Raw genomic sequence first — 20364 nt, forward strand, 5'->3', positions numbered from 1 at the left:
AGAATGCCTTACTCGCCGGTTACATTTCTTTCGAGAGCAACCCTGGCCGCTGCAGCCGCCTTCTCCCTGATCGGCCCCCTGAATTCCGCTTACGCCGCCGACCGGGTCATCGTGCTGGACTCGGGCGAGGCCGAACTCTCGCTGATCGACGAAGCCAGCCACAAGGTCGTCGGCACCGAGCCGACCGGCAAAGAGCCGCATCACCTGATGATCACGCCGGACGGCAAATCGCTGATCGTCGCCGATTCGATCTCCAATAACCTGATGTTCGTCGACCCGCACAGCGGCCAGGTGCAACGCACCGTCGAAGGCATCGAAGACCCGTATCAACTCGGTTTCTCGCCGGATCACAAGTGGTTTGTCACGGCCGCCCTGCGCATGGACCGCGCCGACATCTACCGCTATGACGGCACGAATATGACGCTCGTCAAGCACATTCCGCTCGCGAAAACGCCAAGCCACATGACGTTCGCCTCGGATAGCCGCACCGTCTTCATGACGCTGCAGGACTCGGGCGAACTCGCCGCCATCGACCTCGCCACGCAAACCGTGCTGTGGAAAATGCACGTGGGCAACGAACCGGCCGGCCTGTGGATGACGCCTGGCGACAAGTATCTGCTGGTAGGCATGACAGGCGAGGACGACGTGACCGTGGTCGACTGGCGCAAGCAGCAAATCGTCAAAAAGATCCACACGGGCCGCGGCGCGCACAACTTCCGCAATCTGGACGACGGCAAACATGTGGTGGTGTCGAATCGGGTCGAAAGCACCATCAGCATCATCGATTACGACACGCTCACGAATGTCGGCGACATCACCGGCCTGATGCCGGGACCGGACGATATGGAACTTACCCCGGACAAGCGCTATCTATGGGTGGGGTTCCGCTTTGCGAAGCACGTCGGCATCATCGACCTGAGCACGCGTAAGCTGATCGACACCATTGCGGTGGGCCGCTCGCCGCACGGTATCTATTTCGACAATCGCGCGCCGGTGATCGCGCCGAACCCGGACTAAGCGGCGTATTGCTGCAAGCCTTTGCACGAATAGCCACACACGAGGATTCTGATGTTCCACGAAATCGTCGCGCAACTCGACAACATGGTGTCTGCTTTGCAGACGCTGCTGTACGTCGACGTGGTGCAGCCGTTTTTCTACCGCTTCGGCCTGATGGGTTACGACGAGGACACTTACGATGCGCTGTACTGGGTGATCATCGGCGCGTTCGAGATCGTCGTCACGTATCTCGCCCTGCGGCCGCTCGAGGCGCTGCGTCCCATCGAAAAGTGGCAGGACCGCAAGGCATTGCGTGCCGATGTGATCTATACGTGGATCGCCAAGCTGGGCATCATCAATATCGCGTTCTTTTTCATGCTTCAGCCGCTGTTCGATCATTGGCAGAGCCTGATTGCGATCTACAACATCCCGAACATCGATATCGACAGCATTTGGCCAGGCGTGACCGATCAGCCGATCGTCTCGTTTCTGATCTACCTCGTGATACTCGATTTCGCCGGCTACTGGTATCACCGCTGGCAGCATCGCTTCGGCGTCTGGTGGGAACTGCACGCGGTGCATCACAGCCAGCAGCAGATGTCGTTGTGGAACGACGACCGCAACCACTTTCTCGACGACATCATCCAGGCGGCGTTTTTCGCGGCGATCTCGCTGTTTATCGGCGTGCAGCCGAATCAGTTCGTCGTGCTGGTCGCCGTCAGCAACTTCATGCAGAGCATCCAGCACGTCAATGCGCGCTTGCCTTATGGGTGGCTACTCGAACGGATTATCGTCAGCCCGATTTTTCATCGCCGTCATCATGCGGTGGGTTACGGTCATGAAGGCACCGCCTACGGTTGCAACTTTGGCGTGCTGTTTCCGTGGTGGGACATGATGTTCCGCACGGCTTCGTGGAACCGCGCCATCGAGCCGACCGGCATTCGCGACCAGTTGCCGGCTCCGCTCGGCGATGGCCGTTCCTATGGCCGGGGGCTGCTCGCGCAACAATGGCTGGCGCTGGGCCGCATCGCCGCACGCGTGACCGGACGTCGTGCTTACGCGCCGGGCACCACCGACGCCGCAAACTGAGTCACCCACGCGAGGCGTCTTGCTGCCTCGCCGCCGCGTATCTATGTATAAATTCTTACGCAACCCTAAGCAAATCAGTCCGGCCGCAACGATTGCGCGGTACTGAGCAGATTGATCGGGCTCACGCGAATGATGCCGCCGCGTGGGCTGTCGATATCCGCAATCAACGCAAACGAAGTAGACACCACCACCGGCAGCACGACCAGCAGCGTCAGACCGATCCTGGCCGTGCGCGCGCCATAACCGACCAGCAGATTGCAGCACACCGCAATCGCCACCATCAGTCCCCACGCTGCGATCGGAATACGATTCCACCACGCGGCCTGGGTGTATCCCTGCGAATTCAGCACGTCATTCATGCCGGCGACTGCCAGCGCGGTGACGGGATTCGGCTGTGCGGCGGCAGCGTCGCGCACCGCACCCCAGAGCGCTGTTTGCAATTGCGACGTCGTGGAGTTGATCTCATCGAGTGCGTTTGAATCGCGCGTTTGATAGAAAAGGATACGTTGCCCGATATAACGTGTCAGTAGCGTGCGCACCTGCTGCGCGTCGGCGGCCGGCAGCAGATCGGCCCGCACGTATTCCGTGCCGATGGCATTGGCCTCCTCTTCCTCGTAATTCTTGCGCTGATCATAGCGGCCCACCGCCATTGAAAAGCTGAAGCCGATCATCAGTGCGAGCAGCGTCAGCGTGGCCGCCTGAACCACATTGAAGTCCTCGCGCGCTTCCGCCGTGAGACTTTTCACGCGCCGAAGCACACTCGCTCCGATCCAGGCCGACAAAGACATCGCCACCAGCGTCGACACAAACACCACCGACGGATAGTCCATTGCGTTTCGCATACGCGCTCCCCCGACGAGTCAGAACCCGGGTTTAAGAACCCGTCTTTAGATAATATCGGCCATCGGCGGTTACTTTCGGACCAAACCGGCATGCGCCGGCGGAGCCGTGCGTGACCACGTCGAGCGTCTCCGGCTCGCTGAGCCTGAACTCGATAAGGCACTTGTCGGCGTGGCCGTCGTAGGCGGCGAGGTTGCTCACCTTCGTGGTGGCGTCGAACGGCACGCCGTCCGGTTGATCCGCCACGGCAACCCGCGCAATGGCGCCATAGAACCGCACGTTCGCCAGCACGGTGCCGGTACTGACCGCCGGTTGGCCGTCACTGCTGACGCCTGGATAGACGAAGCTGGCGACGAGACGGTAGACGCCGCGGCGCCCTTTGAGCGGCGTCAGCACCACGCTGCTCCATGCACCCAGCTTCAGATAGCGCGCGAACCGCACGCCCGTCGCGGGCAGACCCTCCACCACCTGTTTGTCCGCGACGCCGGCCAGGCGTTGCTGTGCCAGCGTAACGACGCGGTTCAGCATGATGTCGTCGGGCGCTTCCTTGCCGCGGCTTGCAGCAGTGCGATAAAACGCGCGCGCATTCGAAAACGCGCCCTCGCTCGCCTGCACGTCGCCCTCATGGATCAGCGCCATCGCCACCCGCGCGTGCGCCGAGTTGATCGCCTTCGGTGAATTGTCTTCTTCGGCTTGCAAGGTCGCGGCATCCGCCAGCATCGATTCCATATCCACCAGCGCCTGCGCGTCCTTGATGCGCCCCGCATCGAGCGCGGCCACGCCGAGTGCCGCGCACGAGGCATTGGTGCGGCATTGCACGTCCTTGCCGGCGAGCACATAGCGCCGGTACAACTCGGCACGCGAACCGCTCTCGAACGCCTGAGCGGCTGCGAGAGACGGCACCAGCATAACGAGAACAGCCGCAACAGCCAGAGGTTTTGCTCGCATGAAAACGGAAGGGTTGGTAATCACGTACTCGATAACGAAGCCTTGGTCGGTAGCGCGCCCGTCACGTGAAGCTGCTTTCGCGGGTTCAGGCGCTATTAGCGATGCTGACAGAAAATTGCTGAATGCGCGAACCCGTATCGAAACTTCCTGCTGTAAAGAGACGCGCATAGCGTCCACTCAAATACGCGCGCTGCATAATCTCGCAGATAAGCCTGGTGGCCCAATCGATCCACGCCAAACTCCCTCCGCTACGCGCCAGGACTCGCGGCCAGCATCGCGTTTTGCGATCCTGGCCGCGATTGCAGGGAATACCTTCGCTCGTGGATTACCCTGACGACAGCCCCGAAATACCTCCGCGAAATCCTGCATTGTTGATGTAATTTCGTTAAATAAATCGTGCCCGCGGTCGACAACAGGTTAAGCCGTCTCTCCTTACACGGCTGGACTAAACATGCTCGGCACTTACAACTTTTGGTTGGCGGCGGTCTCCTTCGTCGTCGCGGCGCTTGCGTCGTATACCGCTCTCGATTTGACCGGACGCATCGCGATGTTGACCTCGTCGCGCCTGCGTCACGCGTGGCTCGCGGGCGGCGCGGCCGCGATGGGCGTCGGCATCTGGTCGATGCATTTCATCGCCATGCTGGCGCTGTCATTGCCGATTCCGCTCGGCTATGACCTGACACTGACCGGCGACTCGCTCGCCATCGCCGTGGTGGTGTCGTATTTCGCGCTCTTCATCACCACGCGCGCGCAACTGACGCCCGTCCACCTTGTGAGCGGCAGCGTGCTGATGGGCCTCGGCATTGCCGGGATGCACTACACCGGCATGGCGGCCATGCGCATGCAACCCGGCATTCACTACCGGCCAACGTGGTTTGCCATTTCGCTGGCGATTGCGGTCGCCGCCTCGATGGCCGCGCTGCTGATCGCACGCCGGCTGCGCGACGAAGCCGCGCGCAACGTCAAACGCACGCGCTTCGGCGCGGCGCTGGTAATGGCCGTGGGTATCAGCGGCATGCATTACGCCGGCATGGCGGCGGCCGATTTCCCGGTCGGCGCCATCTGCGCAGCAGCCAACGGCGTCGACACCGAGTGGCTCGCCACCGCGGTGATGCTGTTCAGCTTCTCGATTCTGATCGTCACGCTGATGCTGTCGCGCTTCGATGCACGCACCACCTTTCTGGTCAGCGCCGTGTCGAACCTGAACGGACAGATCGTGCGCCTCGCCACCGTCGATACCCTGACCGGCCTGCCGAACCGCGCGACCCTTACCGAGCGGATCGAATCGGCCATTCAGATGGCGTGCCGCCGCAACAATGTGTTCGCGATCCTGTTCATGGATCTAGACGGCTTCAAGACCATCAACGATTCACTCGGCCATTCGGCGGGCGACCAGGTGCTCGCCGCCTTCGCGCACCGTCTACAGGCCTGCGTGCGCGCCACCGATACCGTCGCGCGGCTGGGCGGCGACGAATTCGTGGTGTTGTCGGAGAACCTGCGCGAGCGGCAGGATGCGGGCCTGATTGCCGACGCCGTGCTCGACCGGATGCGTGAAGGCGTGTGGAGCGACAACGAGCCGTTGCAGGTCATGCCGAGCATCGGCATTGCGCTGTTCCCGCAGGACGGCGACAACTTCGACACCCTGCTCAAGCACGCGGATGCCGCGATGTACGAAGCCAAGCGCGCGGGACGCAGCACCTACCGCTTCTTCGAAGCCAGCATGAACGAGGCCGCGACGCGCACGCTGCAAATCCAGCACGCGCTGCACGAAGCGCTCAGCGCGGACTATTTCAGGCTGCATTTCCAGCCCAAGTTTCGCGGCGACAGCAACGAACTGGCCGGCGCCGAGGCCTTGATCCGCCTGAACCATCCGCTGCTCGGCGTGCTGGCGCCGCTGGAGTTCATCCCGATTGCCGAACGCTCGGGACAGATCGTGCAGATCGGCTACTGGGTGGTGCGTGAGACGTGCCGGCAGATCCGCCGCTGGGTCGATGCCGGACTGCCGGCGATGAAGGTGGCGATCAACCTGTCGCCACGCCAGCTCTCGCAGCCGAATCTGGTCGCCAACGTGCTGGAGATCGTGCAGGCCGAACAGGTGGACAGCGAACTGATCATGTTCGAGATCACCGAAACCGTCGCCATGCAGGACGCGCCCCGCACGATCGAAATGATCCGCGAGTTTCAGACGAGCGGCTTCGAGATTGCAATCGACGATTTCGGCACGGGCTATTCGAGTCTCGCCTACCTGCAACGCTTTCGCGTCAAGCAGCTCAAGATAGACCGCTTTTTTACCAACGGTCTCGACGACCATGGTCCCGAAGGCACGGCAATCGTGTCCGCGATCATCGCGCTCGCGCATTCGCTCGACATGGACGTGGTGGCCGAAGGCGTCGAAACCGCCTCGCAGCTCGGCAAGCTCAAGGCCATGATGTGCGACGAAATGCAGGGCTTTCTGCTAGGCAAGCCGCTCGAACCGGAGGCCTTCAGCGACCTGCTGAAGGAACGCATGGTTCTGGCGCAGACGGAGATTTCATGAGATTCGACGTAGCGACATTCAATTCGCTTTGCCTGATGACGTTCCTGTGCAGCGGTATCGTCACGGCTGCCCTCGCGCGCATTTTTGCGCGTGTCGCGGCGTTTCGCTTCTGGTCGGCGTCGTTCTTTCTGATGAGCGCGGCGGCGGCCTGTTTCGGTCTGCACTCGGTATGGCCAACCACGCTGCTGCTGATCGCCACGGCAACTCTGGCACTGCAGGCGCGCATTCTGGTGTGGACCGGCACGCGTGTGCTGTTCGGCGCATCTGCCTCGCTGCTCCAGGGCTTCGCCGTCACCGCGCTGTTCTGCGTCCTGTTTTCGCTCGCGCACGCACTGAAAGCACCGCCTGTTTTTCGCGGCGCGCTGCTCACGCTGTTTTTCCTGCCGTGCCGCGCGCTGACGCTCTATGAGGTATGCCGCCGACGCCGCCCCGATCTCGGGCCGGCGCGCATGCTGGTGGCAATTGCCAGCGCCATTGCCAGCCTCAACGCGGCGGTGCCGCTGACGCTGGTGCTGCTGAACCGGGGAAATGCGTCGTTGCTGCTCGGCAACCCGCAGACTACCTCGGCGGTGTATGGCGTCGTGTTTGCAGGCGATCTGCTGCTGATCATCGGCCTGATCGTGCTTGCCTTGCAGCACCTGCTTGCCGAACAAGGCATGCTCGCCAATCTCGACAAGGGCGCCGCGCAGCGGCCCAATTCGCTCAACCCCGCCCCGCGCGGCGAACTGGCGCCGGAGTTGCCGGACCGGCCCGCACAGAAAGCGTCCGTATAGCGGGCTCAGCGGACTTCTGTGGGTCTGCGCTAAAGACCGCTAAAGGCGCTCGGGGTAACTGAAGGTGGCTGAAGGAGAGTAATGCTGGTTAAAGGAGGCTAAGGGCCGCCAAGACGACTTTAGCCACCTGAAGCGTCTGTACTCGCGCCGACGTTCGCACTTACGTCCGCGCTGTTATCCCGTTTCTCTGCCCGCGGCGAAATCCCGTTTGCCTTGGTACGCGGCGGCTTGGGATCGGCTGCCTCGCTACCGCTCGGCGGCGAGGTCAACGTCGAGATCGGTGCTGGCAGCGGATCGCGCCGCGTCAACTTGCCGTCGACCGAAGCACCGCAATCCATGCGCAATTGCTGGTAGTAGATGTTGCCGGTCACATGCGCGTTGGGCTGCAATTCGACGAAATGATCGGCAATCACATCGCCAATGATCTTGCCGTTCACCACCACATCGTAGCCATGCACGTTACCCTCGATCGAGCCGCGATCGCTCAGCACCAGCAAGGTCTGCGTGTTCGCCTTACCGGTGACGTTGCCGCACACATGGCCGTCCATGCGCAGGCCGTCGCTGAATTCGAGGTCGCCGGTAATGCGCACGTCGTGGGCGACCAGGGTGGCGAGCTTGGTCTGCTGAACGCTCGTGGTTTTCTTCTTGCCGAACATAAATAACCTCTCACTAATATCAGGAAAACGGGGGGTGCGTGACCTATCGCAGGGTCAACGGCGTTTCTGGCTTTGGCTGCGCAAGAACATCAATTCGGTATTCAGACGGGCCGCTTCGGCGGCTGAGGCGTCAGCAGTCTTCTGCACTGCTGCACGCGCAGTGGACTCCTGCGCCAGCGCGAGCCGGGTGCGTTCAAGCTCTGCCTGCATACTGTCATGCGAAACCGGCGCGCTCGCACATTGGGACGGCGGCACGGCGCGCTGCGTCGCGTACCAGTTCATCGCCGCGGCGCCCAGCGCCACACTGCAGGCACATACGCCGCTCCAGAGCGCCACGCGCAGCGCGCGCGAGCGCACCGGTTGGAGTGCATAGACGCGCTGCGTGAGACCACCCGCGTCGCGGGCCGAACGAAGATCAACCATGAGGATGGGCGCCGAACAACGCAAGATAGGCGGTCGGATCGACCGGAGAGCCGTTCACCAGCACTTCGAAATGCAGATGCGGACCGGTCGAGCGGCCGGTGCTGCCGATGTCCGCGACATGTTGCAGCGGCAGAACCAGATCGCCTTCGTGCACGAGAATGCGCGACGCGTGCCCGTAGCGGGTAATGAGACCGTTGCCGTGGTCGATCTCCACCGCGTTGCCGTAGCCGCCCTTCGGCCCCGCGAAAATCACCCGGCCGCCGGCCGCGGCGAGAATCGGCGTACCCGAGGGCGCGACCAGATCGACGCCCGGATGAAAGCTGAGCCTGTGTGTGAACGGATCGATGCGATTGCCGAACGGTGAGCCAAAGCGGGCGCCCTCGGCCGGCATGCGACCCGGAAAAGCGTTAAACGCGACTTCATGCACCTCGGTCTCATGCTCGAGCGCGGCGAGTGTGGCGCTCAAGCATTCGAGTTGCTGGCGCGTCGAAGCAGCATCGCTACGCGACGGCCGCGTCACCGCTTCGACACAGCGCCTCGGCGGCAGCGACGGACCGCCTTCGCCGTCGGCGTCCGACGTCTCCTGATCCGCCGGATCGGCAGGCGCATGCGGCGGCGCTTTCGGCGTGTTCAGACGCGACTCGAAATTGCGCAGCGCGCCGACCTCGGTCGTGAGCCGCTCGATGCGCGGCTCGATCTGCGCCATCGACGCATTGAGCTTGCCAAGCTGATCGATTGCATAGTTATGCTCGACGCGGCTCACCATCTGACCGCCGCGGGCCGCCGCATCATGCGCGGGTAGATAGATCCCGATAACGACACCCGCCGCCAGCGACAGCGCCGCCGCGCCCGCTGCGGCCGCAAGCGCGATCGTGATGGCCATGCGCCGGGTAACGAAGCGAATTTCGCCGCTGCTGAGCCGGCTGCCGGCGCCAAGGATCGACGACATCAGCGGCTCCCCGCACGCGCCGCGACACGCCATGCAGACGCGCAACGACACGCCCGATCGCGGCACGCAAACGGAATAGTAAGGACAACGAAAGCGAAGGCGGGATTAGCCGGCATGCAACGTATGCGCCGGACAAGCGCCGACGTGAGATGAAAAACAGAACCGCCGATTATCCCTCTGTCCGCTCAGGCATCATCTCAAATTCGAAACGCCGACGAATGGGACATGCGCAGCTTTACGTGAAACTCACGCGCGCTTCATCACATTCAATTAATATGGATACCGAATTAATTGAATTGCCACCTCGGCATATAGACCTACATAAGCACCAAACGCCGCAAAGAGGCGTGATAGATGGCGCCGTCGGCGAACGGCGTAACGACAGGAACTCAAGCCGGCAGATGACGCGGGACGGCTTTGACTGTTCCGTCGCCACCTCTGACGAACGGTCAAACCAGCCCCGGCCAGATGAGCGGCCATTTTTGGGCTTTTGGCGCTAACGACCGCGCAGGCCGGCGCCACGCCCGCGAATGCAAGCCGGGCGACGGTCAAGCGAAGCGGCTGGCCGCTTTGCATGCCGGGCGGTGCAACCGGCCATAGCCTTTTTGCCAAAACTGCTTGACTTCTCGCACAGCCAAACTAATATACGCACCGCGTACATCAAACTGCCCAAGAGGTGCCTCCATGAGCGTCCCGCAACAAGCCTTTCTCCGCGACGCCATGCGTCGCCTGAACATGACCCGCGACACCTTCGCGAGCCGTATCGGTGTATCGCGCCGGGCTTTGGACACGTGGCTGCTGCCGGACGATTCGGCGGAATCGCGCGCCATGCCGGAGATTGTCGAGCGCTTCGTGTCGGAGATCGTCGTCAGCGGCGAAGCGGGCGATAAGTATACGCAAAGCGTAGACTCACAGTCGCTCGCCAGCCAGATGCTGTTCGAAGGCAGGCCGCAGTTGCTGTCCGTGGATCAATTCTCGCGCGACTCGGTCGAAGCCCTCTTTCGCGTCGCGGACATCATGCAGCCCATCGCGCGACGCCGCAAAATCTCCCGCGTGCTCGAAGGCGCGGTGCTCGGCAACCTGTTCTTCGAGGCCAGCACCCGCACGCGCGTGAGCTTCGGCGCGGCGTTCTGCCGGCTCGGCGGCTCGGTGTGCGACACCACGGGTTTCACGTTTTCTTCGATGGCCAAGGGCGAGTCCATCTACGACACGAGCCGCGTGATGAGCGGCTATGTCGACGCGCTGGTGATCCGCCATCCGGAGCAAGGCTCGGTGGCCGAATTCGCGCGCGCCACCAACGTGCCGGTGATCAACGGCGGCGACGGTCCCGGCGAACATCCGAGCCAGGCCCTGCTCGACCTGTACACGATCCAGCGCGAATTCTCGCGGCTCGGCAAGATCGTCGACGGCGCGCATATCGCGCTGGTGGGCGACCTGAAATACGGGCGCACCGTGCATTCGCTCGTCAAATTGCTGGCACTGTATCGCGGCATCAAGTTCACGCTGATCTCGCCGCCGTCGCTGGAAATGCCGAGTTACATCGTCGAACATATCTCGCGCAACGATCACGTGGTCGAGCAGACTCACGACCTGAAAGCAGGCCTGCGTGGCGCGGACGTGGTGTACGCCACGCGCATCCAGAAAGAGCGCTTTGCGGATGAATCGTTCGAAGGCTATACGCCGGACTTCCAGATCAACCAGGCGCTGGTGGATAGCGTCTGTGGGCTCGATACGCTGATCATGCACCCGCTGCCACGCGACAGCCGGCCGGGAGCCAACGACCTGAGCGTCGATCTGAACCACGATTCGCGCCTCGCCATCTTCCGTCAGACCGACAACGGCATTCCGGTGCGGATGGCGATTTTCGCGGTGCTGCTGGGGGTCGAAAAGCTGGTGCAGCATTCCATGCGCGACGCGGCATGGCGTCCGCCGGTATATCTCGGCCCGGACGATGCGGTGTTTCACGGCATCGATTGAAGCAAATCAGCCGCTAGACAACCGAACTCGCGCGTATGCAGGTGCGCGTGCAGGCGCTTCGACGAGCGCTGAATTCTGCCGCGCCGCCTGATCCATCTCCGTCACCGCGAGGCTCACCTACCCCACGCGTTTGCTGCGGCGATACCGGTCGAACAATACCGCGAGCAACAGAATGCCGCCTGACCGAGAGCGGTCGCGGCTTTCTGTTCGTTGATGAACCATGCGTGTTCCGACATCTTCACCAGGAAGCCGATCTTGAGTGGTAACGGCGCCGCTCAATCGACGAAGGCTTCGACCGCGTGCCGATGGCCTAACAACAAGGCGTCGGCCACGTGTTCGAGCGGGCGCAGGTCTACGTCGCTCGCACCGCTGCTGACCAGTTCGAAAAAGCGCTCGTACAGGCCGGGGTATTCGCGTTCCGGGCCTACATTGACGGCCGCGCCGTCGATATGCAACAGTTTGCCGCCCTGCGAAAGACGCAGAACGCCGCTGCCAGTCGTCACCTCGATCTGCCACAGTTCTTCGGAACCGTGGCGCCAGTCGAACTCGGCGCGGATCGGCGTATCGCGGTCGTCGGTGAAATTGAGGTTCGCGGCAATCGGCGTCTGCCGGTTGGACGGCACCCACAATTCCGCGGACTTCAGGAAGAACGCGCGCGGCAAAATCCGCGTCACGATCGACAGCGCATTGATGCCCGGATCGAAGACGCCCAAGCCGCCGGGCTGCCAGATCCAGTCCTGATTCGGATGCCATTTACGGACATCTTCTTTCCAGAGCACCTGCACCGACTTGATGTCGCGCTCGGCAAGCCACGCGCGGGCCGTCTCGACCCCGGGCGCATGGCGCGAATGCCACGTCGCAAACAGGCTGCGGCCGCGCTCGTTAGCCAACTCGGCGAGCAGCTTAACCTCGACGACGCTCGCGCCCGGCGGCTTTTCCAGCATCACATGCTTGCCGGCGAGAAGTGCGTCGCGCGCCTGCTCAAAGCGTACTTGCGGCGTCGCGCAGAGCGACACCGCGTCCAGGTCTGGTTCGGCCGCGAGCAGTTCCTGAATGGTCTTATAGTTGCGCACGCCTTCGACCTGCGCATTGCGGCTCGCGCCCGCAATGAGCCTGAAGCCCGCGTTTGCCGCGATAGCCGGCAAGTGCTGATCGCGCGCAATCTTGCCCACGCCCACGATGCCCAACCTGATTTGCTGCGCCATGATTCGGCCTCACTGATTGACGCTGCGTACTGGCACGCGCCTTCCAGCGCGAGACACAGCCGTCCATTCATTTTCGAATAGTCACACTATATTGCGAATGATCGGGCACCAATATTCGTGAATACCCTAGTGAACAGGCTAAATAGTCTTACTATAATGTGGGATTAGGAGGGCACCATGCCAGACAACAAACGAGCACTGCGCTCGGCGCAATGGTTCGGCACCGCCGACAAGAACGGCTTCATGTACCGAAGCTGGATGAAGAATCAGGGCATCCCCGATCACGAGTTCCAGGGCAAACCGATCATCGGAATCTGCAATACATGGTCGGAATTGACGCCGTGTAACGCGCACTTTCGCAAGATCGCGGAGCACGTCAAGCGCGGCGTGTTCGAAGCAGGTGGCTTTCCAGTGGAATTTCCAGTGTTCTCGAATGGCGAATCGAATCTGCGCCCCACGGCCATGTTTACGCGCAACCTGGCCAGCATGGACGTGGAGGAATCGATTCGCGGCAATCCGATCGACGCCGTGGTGCTGCTCGCGGGCTGCGACAAGACCACCCCCGCGCTACTGATGGGCGCGGCCAGCTGCGACGTGCCGGCCATCATGGTGAGCGGCGGACCGATGCTCAACGGCAAGCATCATGGCCGCGATATCGGCTCGGGCACGGTGGTCTGGCAATTGAGCGAGCAGGTCAAGGCCGGCAAGATCTCGTTGCACGAATTCATGTCCGCTGAAGCCGGCATGTCGCGCTCGGCAGGCACCTGCAATACGATGGGCACCGCCTCGACGATGGCCTGCATGGCCGAAGCGCTCGGCGTCACGCTGCCGCACAACGCGGCCATTCCCGCCGTCGATGCACGCCGCTACGTGCTCGCGCATATGTCGGGCATGCGCATCGTCGACATGGTGCTGGAGGACCTCAAGCTGTCGAAACTGCTCACGCGTGAAGCATTCGAAAACGCGATCCGCGTGAATGCGGCAATCGGCGGCTCGACCAATGCGGCGATTCATCTGAAGGCGATTGCCGGGCGCATTGGCGTCCCCCTCGAACTGGACGACTGGACCCACGTCGGCCGTGGCACGCCTACTTTGGTCGATCTGCAGCCGTCGGGCCGCTTCCTGATGGAAGAGTTCTATTACGCGGGCGGTTTGCCAGCCGTCGTCAGGCGTCTGGGCGAAGCCAGCCTGCTGCCGCATCCGGATGCGCTGACCGCCAACGGCCAGTCGCTGTGGGACAACAACCGCGAAGCGCCGATCTACAGCGACGAAGTGATCCGTCCGCTCGACAAACCGCTCGTCGCCGATGGCGGCCTGTGCGTGCTGCGCGGCAATCTCGCGCCGAACGGCGCGGTGCTCAAACCGTCCGCGGCGACGCCGGCCCTGCTCAGGCATCGCGGTCGGGCCGTGGTATTCGAGAACTTCGACGACTACAAGGCGCGCATCGCCGATCCGGATCTGGACGTCACCGCCGACTCCGTGCTCGTCATGAAGAATTGCGGGCCGAAGGGTTATCCCGGCATGGCCGAAGTGGGCAACATGGGCTTGCCGCCGAAGCTGCTGGCGCAGGGCGTCACCGACATGGTGCGCGTCTCGGATGCGCGCATGAGCGGCACTGCCTACGGTACCGTGGTGCTGCACGTCTCACCCGAAGCGCGCGCCGGCGGCCCGCTCGCGGTAGTGCGCGAAGGCGACTGGATCGAGATGGATTGCCACGACGGCCGCTTGCACCTCGATGTCAGCGCGGAAGAGCTGGCTGCCCGCCTCGCCGACTGGGCGGAAGGACAGCAGAAGACAGCGGCCGATTCCAGCGGTTATCGGCAACTTTATGTCGAACACGTGCTGCAAGCGGACCAAGGCTGCGATTTCGACTTCCTGGTGGGCTGCCGTGGCGCCGAGGTGCCGCGCCACTCGCATTGAACGAGAGCACGAGTCGCTTCGACGAGGCGGCTCGCGCGAAGTCATGCTCCAGGCAAAAATCAACGCACGAAGTAAAGCGAGGTCCTCTGCAAAGAGCACCTCGCGTTTCACGCTTAACTGACGTCTATTACTCTGCTTATTACGGACGACGATGGTCGTCGCGATGATCATTGCGGTGGTCATCACGATGATCGTTACGATGATCAGCACGATGGTCGTCGCGGTGAGCTGCGTCGTCGCGATGCGGCACTTGAGCTTGAGCAAGCGGCATTGCGCAAATCGAAACACCGGCCAGAACGGCAATAGCAAAGACTTTTTTCATCAAAACCCTCAGTTTTTTAAAGAATTATCTGATCGATTGCCTTTTGGAAGGCATGACCTGCATTGCATCTACGTTTGTTCTATAGGAAGCAGCGCTGCGGCTACCTGATGGAACTCGGGAGTGACGGCCAAGCAGACTTAGCTTGTCGTCTTCTTTTCTGGCTGCTTGGCGGCCGGCTTGGCCGGCGCAGGCGCGGCCGCTGCGGGCTTGGCGGGCGCCGCCGCAACCTTTGTGGCGGCCGGGGCCGCCCCAGGATGCGCGGCCGCCATAGCTGCGGTAGGTTGTTTGCCGTTCTGAGCCGTGGCCCGGGTTGCCGCGCCGCCGTTCTTCACAGCGCCGGCGTGGGTCGGCAGCGTGCCGCCGTTATGCGCGGCCACGCGTTGCAACTGGGCTCGTCGTGCCTGCAATTGCGCGCGCTGATCGCCACGGCCATATAACACGCGATGCCGATGTCCGTTAGGATCGGTTGCCCAGACATAGGTATTGCCGCCTGAAACCTCGATATCCTGATCTGATGCAACGGCGATATATTTGTCGTTGGGCGCCGGCTGGTAATTGCTGTCGCTGTTATCCGCGCTGCTATTGCTGTCATCGCTGCTGCTGTCGCTATTGCTGTCGCCGTTCGTAGATTGCGGCGTGAGCAGTTTGCCGATCACAACATTGACCTGATTGGTATCGATCACGGCTTGGCCCTGATCGTTAGTCGCGCAAGCGCTTAATGCCGCGACAACGCCCGCTCCCCACGCGATTCGCACGATGTTTTTCATATCACCCCGGTTCATTTTTTCTGGCCAATTGTTTGTTGTATTGAACCGCGCCGCAGGGCTTCAGGTCACGCATTGAAAGCCCACTATCGCACTGGGTCTGGCAGTCCGATTGAGATGTCTGCGGTGCAGCCGAAACTGACACGGCACTTTTCGACATTAACGGCGCACTGAATGCCGACCTTGCGAGTCCGCTTCAGCAATCCGCTTTAAGTCAAGTGCTCTATAACCCCTAGCCGCTTATCGGTATAAAAATAGCAACCTTGGTAACGCGACAAGACGGTTATGTCATAGCTGGAATAGCGACATAATTCCGGTTTACTTTAGGCCGGACGACATCACAAAAAATTACTATTGATTACCATGCGTATCGGGAATTTTTCAGACCAGATCCCATTAATTGAACAGCAACTGAAATCTCAGTTTGGCAATCTCGCATGGGTCATTTTGCGCTGGTTATCTTTTACTCCGCCGATGTCTGCTTTAGCAGAAAAAACCTCGAGAACAATATCTCTGTCACAACGCCGCTTCATTATGCGACTGAGTGAATCAGGCACGGTTAGCGGCGCGGCAATACTCACATCCCGACTACGTCGCATTCCTAAAGTTAGGGTTGCGAAATAATTTTCGGGCAATCCATCCATGTGACCCCGGCGCGACAGCACTCCGCGATATCGCACAAGACTGTGTTGCGCTTTCCCCGCGAAACAGCGCGCAATCCTGTTTTACATTGGATATATAGTGAAGCGCACCCTGCCGCGTGCAGCACGGCCAGGGCATCGAAATTGCTATCTGATTCGTTGTGCTCGCATGCGTCGAACGTCCGCCGCGTGGCGAGATTGCATCGACCTTTCATGGAGCAAACAGAACGTTATGTCCAGGAATCGAGTCCCAGCGGGTTCGGACGAAGAACCCAACACCACGCCTGACAAGCCCGCACGCCGCCGCTTTCTGCAATCCGCGGCAGCGGCCACCGCTGTCGGCGTAGCGCCCCATGTCCGCGCACAGAGCCAGCCGGACGTCGTCACCCCACCCGCTCAGCCGCGCGCGCCCGAACCGCCGCGACCGGTCACCTTGAACATCAACGGCCGCCCTTACACGCTGCAACTGGAGCCGCGCGTGACGCTGCTCGACGCGTTGCGCGAATACGCCGGCCTGATGGGCACCAAGAAAGGTTGCGATCGCGGACAATGCGGTGCGTGCACCGTGCTAATCGAAGGACGGCGTGTCAACTCCTGTCTGACGCTTGCCGTGATGCACGAAGGCGAGACCATCACGACCGTCGAAGGCCTCGCGAGCAGTGGCGCGCTAAGTCCCATCCAGCGGGCGTTCATCGAGCACGACGCGTTCCAGTGCGGCTACTGTACGCCCGGGCAGCTCTGTTCCGCGACAGCGCTGCTCAACGAATTCCAGAGCGGCACTGCCAGCACCGTCACCGCCGACGTCCGTACCCGACCGCCCCAACTCTCCGACGACGAGATCCGCGAACGCATGAGCGGCAACATCTGCCGCTGCGGCGCGTACGCCAATATCGTTGCCGCCGTGCGCACCGTGCACGGCGGCGATTCCGGCAACGCCTGACGGAGCACCGGCATGGACGCGATTTCCTATGAACGCGCTGCGGACGTGAGCAGCGCGCTGCGCGCGGCGCAGCAACCCGGCGCGATGTTTATCGGCGGCGGCACCAATCTGCTTGATCTGATGAAAGGCGGCGTGGAGCACCCTGTGCACCTCGTCGACATCACCCGTCTGCGCGGCCTCGACGGCATCGGCACGCTGCCGGACGGCGGCTTGCGCATCGGTGCGCTGGTGCGCAACAGCGACGCCGCGAATCACGCGCTGGTGCGCCAGCAATATCCGCTGCTGTCGCAGGCGTTTTTGTCCGGAGCGTCGCCGCAGTTGCGCAATATGGCAACCGTAGGCGGCAATCTGATGCAGCGCACCCGTTGCGGCTACTTCTACGACACCGCGTTTACGCAATGCAACAAGCGCCAGCCGGGCAGCGGCTGCGCGTCGATAGAAGGACAGAACCGCACGCACGCGATTCTCGGCGCCAGCTCGCAATGTGTCGCGGTGAATCCGTCGGACATGAGCGTGGCACTCGCGGCGCTCGACGCCGTGGTGCGCGTCAGCAGTCTGCGTGGCGAGCGCACGATTCCGATTGCGGATTTTCATCGCCTGCCCGCCGACCGTCCCGAGGTGGATACGACCCTGCAGCCGGGCGAACTGATCACGGCTGTCGATCTGCCGCCGCCGCTATTCAGCGATCATTCGCATTATCTGAAAGTGCGTGATCGCGCGAGTTATGCATTCGCGCTGGTCTCGGTCGCCGCCGGCTTGCAGATGGACGGCAATACCGTAAGGACTGCACATATTGCGCTGGGCGGCGTCGCGCATAAGCCCTGGCGCGCGAGCATCGCCGAGCAGATGCTAAGCGGCAAGCCGCTTAGCGATGCGTCGCTGCGCGAAGCCGCGGCGGCCACCATGGGCGAGGCGCAGCCGCTCAGCGGCAATCGCTTCAAGGTGCTACTCGCGCAACGAGCCATGGTGCGCGCCGTCAATCAGGCCGCCGGCCGCACGGGAGGTCTCGCATGACTACCAACCTGAATGCCCCACTGGTCGGTCAACCGATGGACCGCACCGACGGCGTGCTGAAAGTCACCGGCGAAGCACGCTACGCGGCGGAATTCCCCGAGGCGCGCATCGCCCACGCAGTGCTGGTGACGAGCACGATTTCGAGCGGCACGATTGCCTCGATCGACGCCAGCCGCGCGCAAGCGCTGCCGGGCGTGCTGCTGGTGATGACGTATCAGAACGCGCCGCGCCTGCCCAACAATGGACGTCCGCCGCTCGCGATACCGGCGGGCCGTCGACTCTCGCTGTTGCAGGACAACCAGATTCACTACAGTAACGAGCCCGTCGCCGTGGTGGTGGCCGACACGCTCGAACGCGCCACCGACGCCGCCCAGAAACTGCGCATCACCTATCAGGCAACCCCCGGTGCGCACGATTTCACCAGCGCCAAGTCGAGCGCGCATGCGCCGATCAGTCCACAAGGCCGCCAGACCGACACGCAGCGCGGCGATTTCGAAGCGGGTCTCGCGAGCGGCGCAGTGCGTATCGACGCGGTCTATACGACGCCCGTCGAGCATCACAATCCCATGGAGCCACATTCCACCATGGCGCATTGGGACGGCCCGCAATTGACGCTGCACGATTCCACCCAGGGCGTGAGCGGCACGCGCACGGCGGTGGCGAAGACGCTCGGCATTTCGCCCGACAATGTGCGGGTAATCTCGCCGTTCATCGGCGGCGGCTTCGGCAGCAAGGGCTCGTCGTGGTCACATGTGGTGCTCGCCGCGATGGCCTCGCAGCAGGTCGGCCGCCCGGTGCGCCTCGCACTGACCCGTCCGCAGATGTTCGGTTCGGTCGGCGCGCGTCCGCACACCGAGCAGCATTTCACGCTCGCCGCACGGCACGACGGCACGCTCACCGCGATGCGGCACGACAGTTTCTCGAACACGTCGATGATCGAGGACTGGACCGAGACCTGCTGCATGATCACGCGGGTGCTCTATGCGGTGCCGAATCAGGTGACGACCCACCGGCTCGTTCAGTTGAACCTGGGTACGCCGACCTTCATGCGCGCGCCCGGTGAGACGACCGGTTCGTTCGCGCTCGAATCCGCCATGGATGAACTCGCGTGGGCGCTCAAGATGGATCCCGTCGCGCTGCGGCTCAAAAACTATGCGGAGGCAGATCCGCAGGAGAACAAACCATTTTCGAGCAAGGCGCTACGCCGGTGCTATGAAATCGGCGCGGAGAAATTCGGCTGGTCGCGCCGCACGGCCACACCGCGTTCGATGCGCTCCGGCAGCACCCTGATCGGCCTCGGCATGGCGACAGCCAGTTACCCCGCCAACCGCAGCCCCGCCGGGGCGATCGCGCGAATTTTGCCCGACGGCACCGCGATGGTCGCTTCAGGCACGCAGGATCTCGGCACCGGCACCTACACGGTGATGACCCAGGTGTCCGCCGACGCGCTCGGCTTTCCGCCCGAAAAAATCCACTTCGAGCTAGGCGATTCCTCCCTGCCGCAGGCGCCGGGCTCGGGCGGATCGCAGTCGGCGGCAAGCGTGTCGCCCGCCGTCCGCGATGCCTGCATGCAGGTGCGCAGCCGCCTGATCTCGCTCGCGGTGGCCGACAACGCCTCGCCGGTACACGGCATGGATCTGTCCGACCTCAGCGTGGAGAACGGCTGGGTGGTGAGCCGCTCGAATCCGTCGCTGCGCGACCCGGCGGCCGCGATTCTGGCGCGCGCCGGCGGCCAGCCCATCGAGGCGGTGGTGAGCCTCAAGCCGGGCCAGGAGCGCAGCGAATATTCGATGCACTCGTTCGGCGCGGTATTTACCGAGGTCCACGTGGATGCCGACCTGGGCACGATCCGCGTGCCGCGTATCGTCGGCGTGTACGACGTTGGCCGGGTGCTCAACGAAAAGACCGCGCGCAGCCAGATGATGGGCGGCATGGTGTGGGGCGTGGGCGCCGCCTTCGAAGAAGACACCTTGCTGGACGAGCGCTATGGCCGCTTCGTCAACATGAATCTGGCCGAGTATCACGTGCCGGTGAATGCCGATATCGGCACGCTCGACATCAGCTTTATCAACGAGCCCGATCCGCACATCAACTCGCTCGGCGTGCGCGGCATCGGCGAGATCGGCTTGACCGGGGTGGTCGGCGCGCTGGCCAACGCGGTCTATCACGCAACCGGCGTGCGGGTGCGCGATCTGCCGATCACGCTCGACAAGGTGCTGATGCCGACCACGCGGGTCTGACGCGGCCGGACGACGGACAGAAGGGCAGGACAGAATGGCGTCGGGTGACGCAAACGGCGCGGGCGCACCGAGATTGGTGCTTGCCTGAGCGCCGGTTGCGCCGCACAATCGACGTCATTTCCTTTCCAGGT

The 20364-nt window shown here is 62.5% G+C and carries 16 protein-coding genes and 1 pseudogene; 9 read left to right on the forward strand and 8 right to left on the reverse strand.

Features of this window, described 5'->3' with window-relative positions; genetic code table 11:
- Window positions 1-3 precede the first annotated feature (3 nt).
- Together FQ755_RS30975 and FQ755_RS30980 are read left to right on the forward strand one after the other, a co-directional pair.
- Complete coding sequence (locus FQ755_RS30975; RefSeq protein ID WP_144160134.1) at window positions 4-1017, forward strand: beta-propeller fold lactonase family protein; 1014 nt, start codon at window positions 4-6, stop codon at window positions 1015-1017.
- A gap of 51 nt (window positions 1018-1068) precedes the next feature.
- Window positions 1069-2085 (forward strand): sterol desaturase family protein, encoded by a 1017-nt coding sequence (locus FQ755_RS30980; RefSeq protein WP_144160137.1) that lies wholly within the window; start codon window positions 1069-1071, stop codon window positions 2083-2085.
- A gap of 74 nt (window positions 2086-2159) precedes the next feature.
- Here FQ755_RS30980 and FQ755_RS30985 read toward each other — a convergent pair whose 3' ends face one another.
- Entirely contained in the window at window positions 2160-2927 is a 768-nt protein-coding gene (locus FQ755_RS30985; protein WP_144160140.1) for a hypothetical protein, read from the reverse strand.
- 31 nt (window positions 2928-2958) lie between these two features.
- Window positions 2959-3834 carry a hypothetical protein gene (locus FQ755_RS30990; RefSeq protein ID WP_144160143.1) on the reverse strand — a complete coding sequence of 292 codons (876 nt, stop codon included), beginning with the start codon at window positions 3832-3834 and terminating at the stop codon, window positions 2959-2961.
- A gap of 490 nt (window positions 3835-4324) precedes the next feature.
- On the opposite strand from FQ755_RS30990, the gene FQ755_RS30995 reads away from it, so the two are divergent.
- Entirely contained in the window at window positions 4325-6409 is a 2085-nt protein-coding gene (locus FQ755_RS30995) for a putative bifunctional diguanylate cyclase/phosphodiesterase (RefSeq protein ID WP_144160146.1), read from the forward strand.
- A complete protein-coding gene (locus FQ755_RS31000; RefSeq protein ID WP_144160149.1) occupies window positions 6406-7182 on the forward strand; it encodes a hypothetical protein in 777 nt (258 codons plus the stop codon). Before FQ755_RS30995 ends, FQ755_RS31000 begins: the two co-directional genes overlap by 4 nt.
- 257 nt (window positions 7183-7439) lie before the next feature.
- On the opposite strand, the pseudogene FQ755_RS31005 reads toward FQ755_RS31000, so the two are convergent.
- The 3 genes and pseudogenes from FQ755_RS31005 to FQ755_RS31015 all read right to left on the reverse strand — a co-directional run.
- Window positions 7440-7838, reverse strand: a pseudogene (locus FQ755_RS31005) (polymer-forming cytoskeletal protein); the annotation flags it as partial.
- 54 nt (window positions 7839-7892) lie between these two features.
- On the reverse strand, window positions 7893-8261 hold the full coding sequence (locus tag FQ755_RS31010; protein WP_144160155.1) for a hypothetical protein: 369 nt from the start codon (window positions 8259-8261) through the stop codon (window positions 7893-7895).
- Window positions 8254-9210, reverse strand: coding sequence for a M23 family metallopeptidase (locus FQ755_RS31015; protein WP_144160157.1), 957 nt, complete (start codon window positions 9208-9210; stop codon window positions 8254-8256). The genes FQ755_RS31010 and FQ755_RS31015 overlap by 8 nt, the downstream gene beginning before the upstream one ends.
- A gap of 684 nt (window positions 9211-9894) precedes the next feature.
- Here FQ755_RS31015 and FQ755_RS31020 point away from each other — a divergent pair.
- The gene (locus FQ755_RS31020) at window positions 9895-11187 is read left to right on the forward strand and encodes an aspartate carbamoyltransferase (RefSeq protein WP_144160160.1); all 1293 of its coding nucleotides are present in this window, start codon (window positions 9895-9897) and stop codon (window positions 11185-11187) included.
- 275 nt (window positions 11188-11462) lie between these two features.
- Here the strand turns inward: FQ755_RS31020 and FQ755_RS31025 are convergent, their stop codons facing one another.
- Window positions 11463-12392: a Gfo/Idh/MocA family protein gene (locus FQ755_RS31025; protein WP_144160164.1), complete on the reverse strand. Its 930-nt coding sequence runs from the start codon at window positions 12390-12392 to the stop codon at window positions 11463-11465.
- Between the two features lie 177 nt (window positions 12393-12569).
- Between FQ755_RS31025 and FQ755_RS31030 the strand changes: the two genes are divergently transcribed.
- On the forward strand, window positions 12570-14312 hold the full coding sequence (locus FQ755_RS31030; protein ID WP_144160167.1) for an IlvD/Edd family dehydratase: 1743 nt from the start codon (window positions 12570-12572) through the stop codon (window positions 14310-14312).
- A 139-nt stretch (window positions 14313-14451) separates the two neighbouring features.
- Here the strand turns inward: FQ755_RS31030 and FQ755_RS31035 are convergent, their stop codons facing one another.
- Both FQ755_RS31035 and FQ755_RS37645 read right to left on the reverse strand, forming a co-directional pair.
- A complete protein-coding gene (locus FQ755_RS31035) occupies window positions 14452-14634 on the reverse strand; it encodes a hypothetical protein (protein WP_144160170.1) in 183 nt (60 codons plus the stop codon).
- Window positions 14635-14771: 137 nt separating this feature from the next.
- Entirely contained in the window at window positions 14772-15401 is a 630-nt protein-coding gene (locus FQ755_RS37645; protein ID WP_186308701.1) for a hypothetical protein, read from the reverse strand.
- A gap of 870 nt (window positions 15402-16271) precedes the next feature.
- Between FQ755_RS37645 and FQ755_RS31045 the strand changes: the two genes are divergently transcribed.
- The 3 genes from FQ755_RS31045 to FQ755_RS31055 are packed head-to-tail and all read left to right on the forward strand — an operon-like array spanning window position 16272 to window position 20233.
- The gene (locus FQ755_RS31045) at window positions 16272-16979 is read left to right on the forward strand and encodes a 2Fe-2S iron-sulfur cluster-binding protein (RefSeq protein ID WP_144160173.1); all 708 of its coding nucleotides are present in this window, start codon (window positions 16272-16274) and stop codon (window positions 16977-16979) included.
- Between the two features lie 12 nt (window positions 16980-16991).
- Window positions 16992-17993 carry an FAD binding domain-containing protein gene (locus FQ755_RS31050; RefSeq protein ID WP_144160176.1) on the forward strand — a complete coding sequence of 334 codons (1002 nt, stop codon included), beginning with the start codon at window positions 16992-16994 and terminating at the stop codon, window positions 17991-17993.
- Window positions 17990-20233, forward strand: a complete 2244-nt coding sequence (locus tag FQ755_RS31055) for a xanthine dehydrogenase family protein molybdopterin-binding subunit (protein WP_144160179.1) — start codon at window positions 17990-17992, stop codon at window positions 20231-20233. The genes FQ755_RS31050 and FQ755_RS31055 overlap by 4 nt, the downstream gene beginning before the upstream one ends.
- Window positions 20234-20364: the final 131 nt, after the last annotated feature.

This window comes from Paraburkholderia sp. BCC1885 (genome assembly GCF_900996235.1).
Taxonomy (GTDB): domain Bacteria; phylum Pseudomonadota; class Gammaproteobacteria; order Burkholderiales; family Burkholderiaceae; genus Paraburkholderia.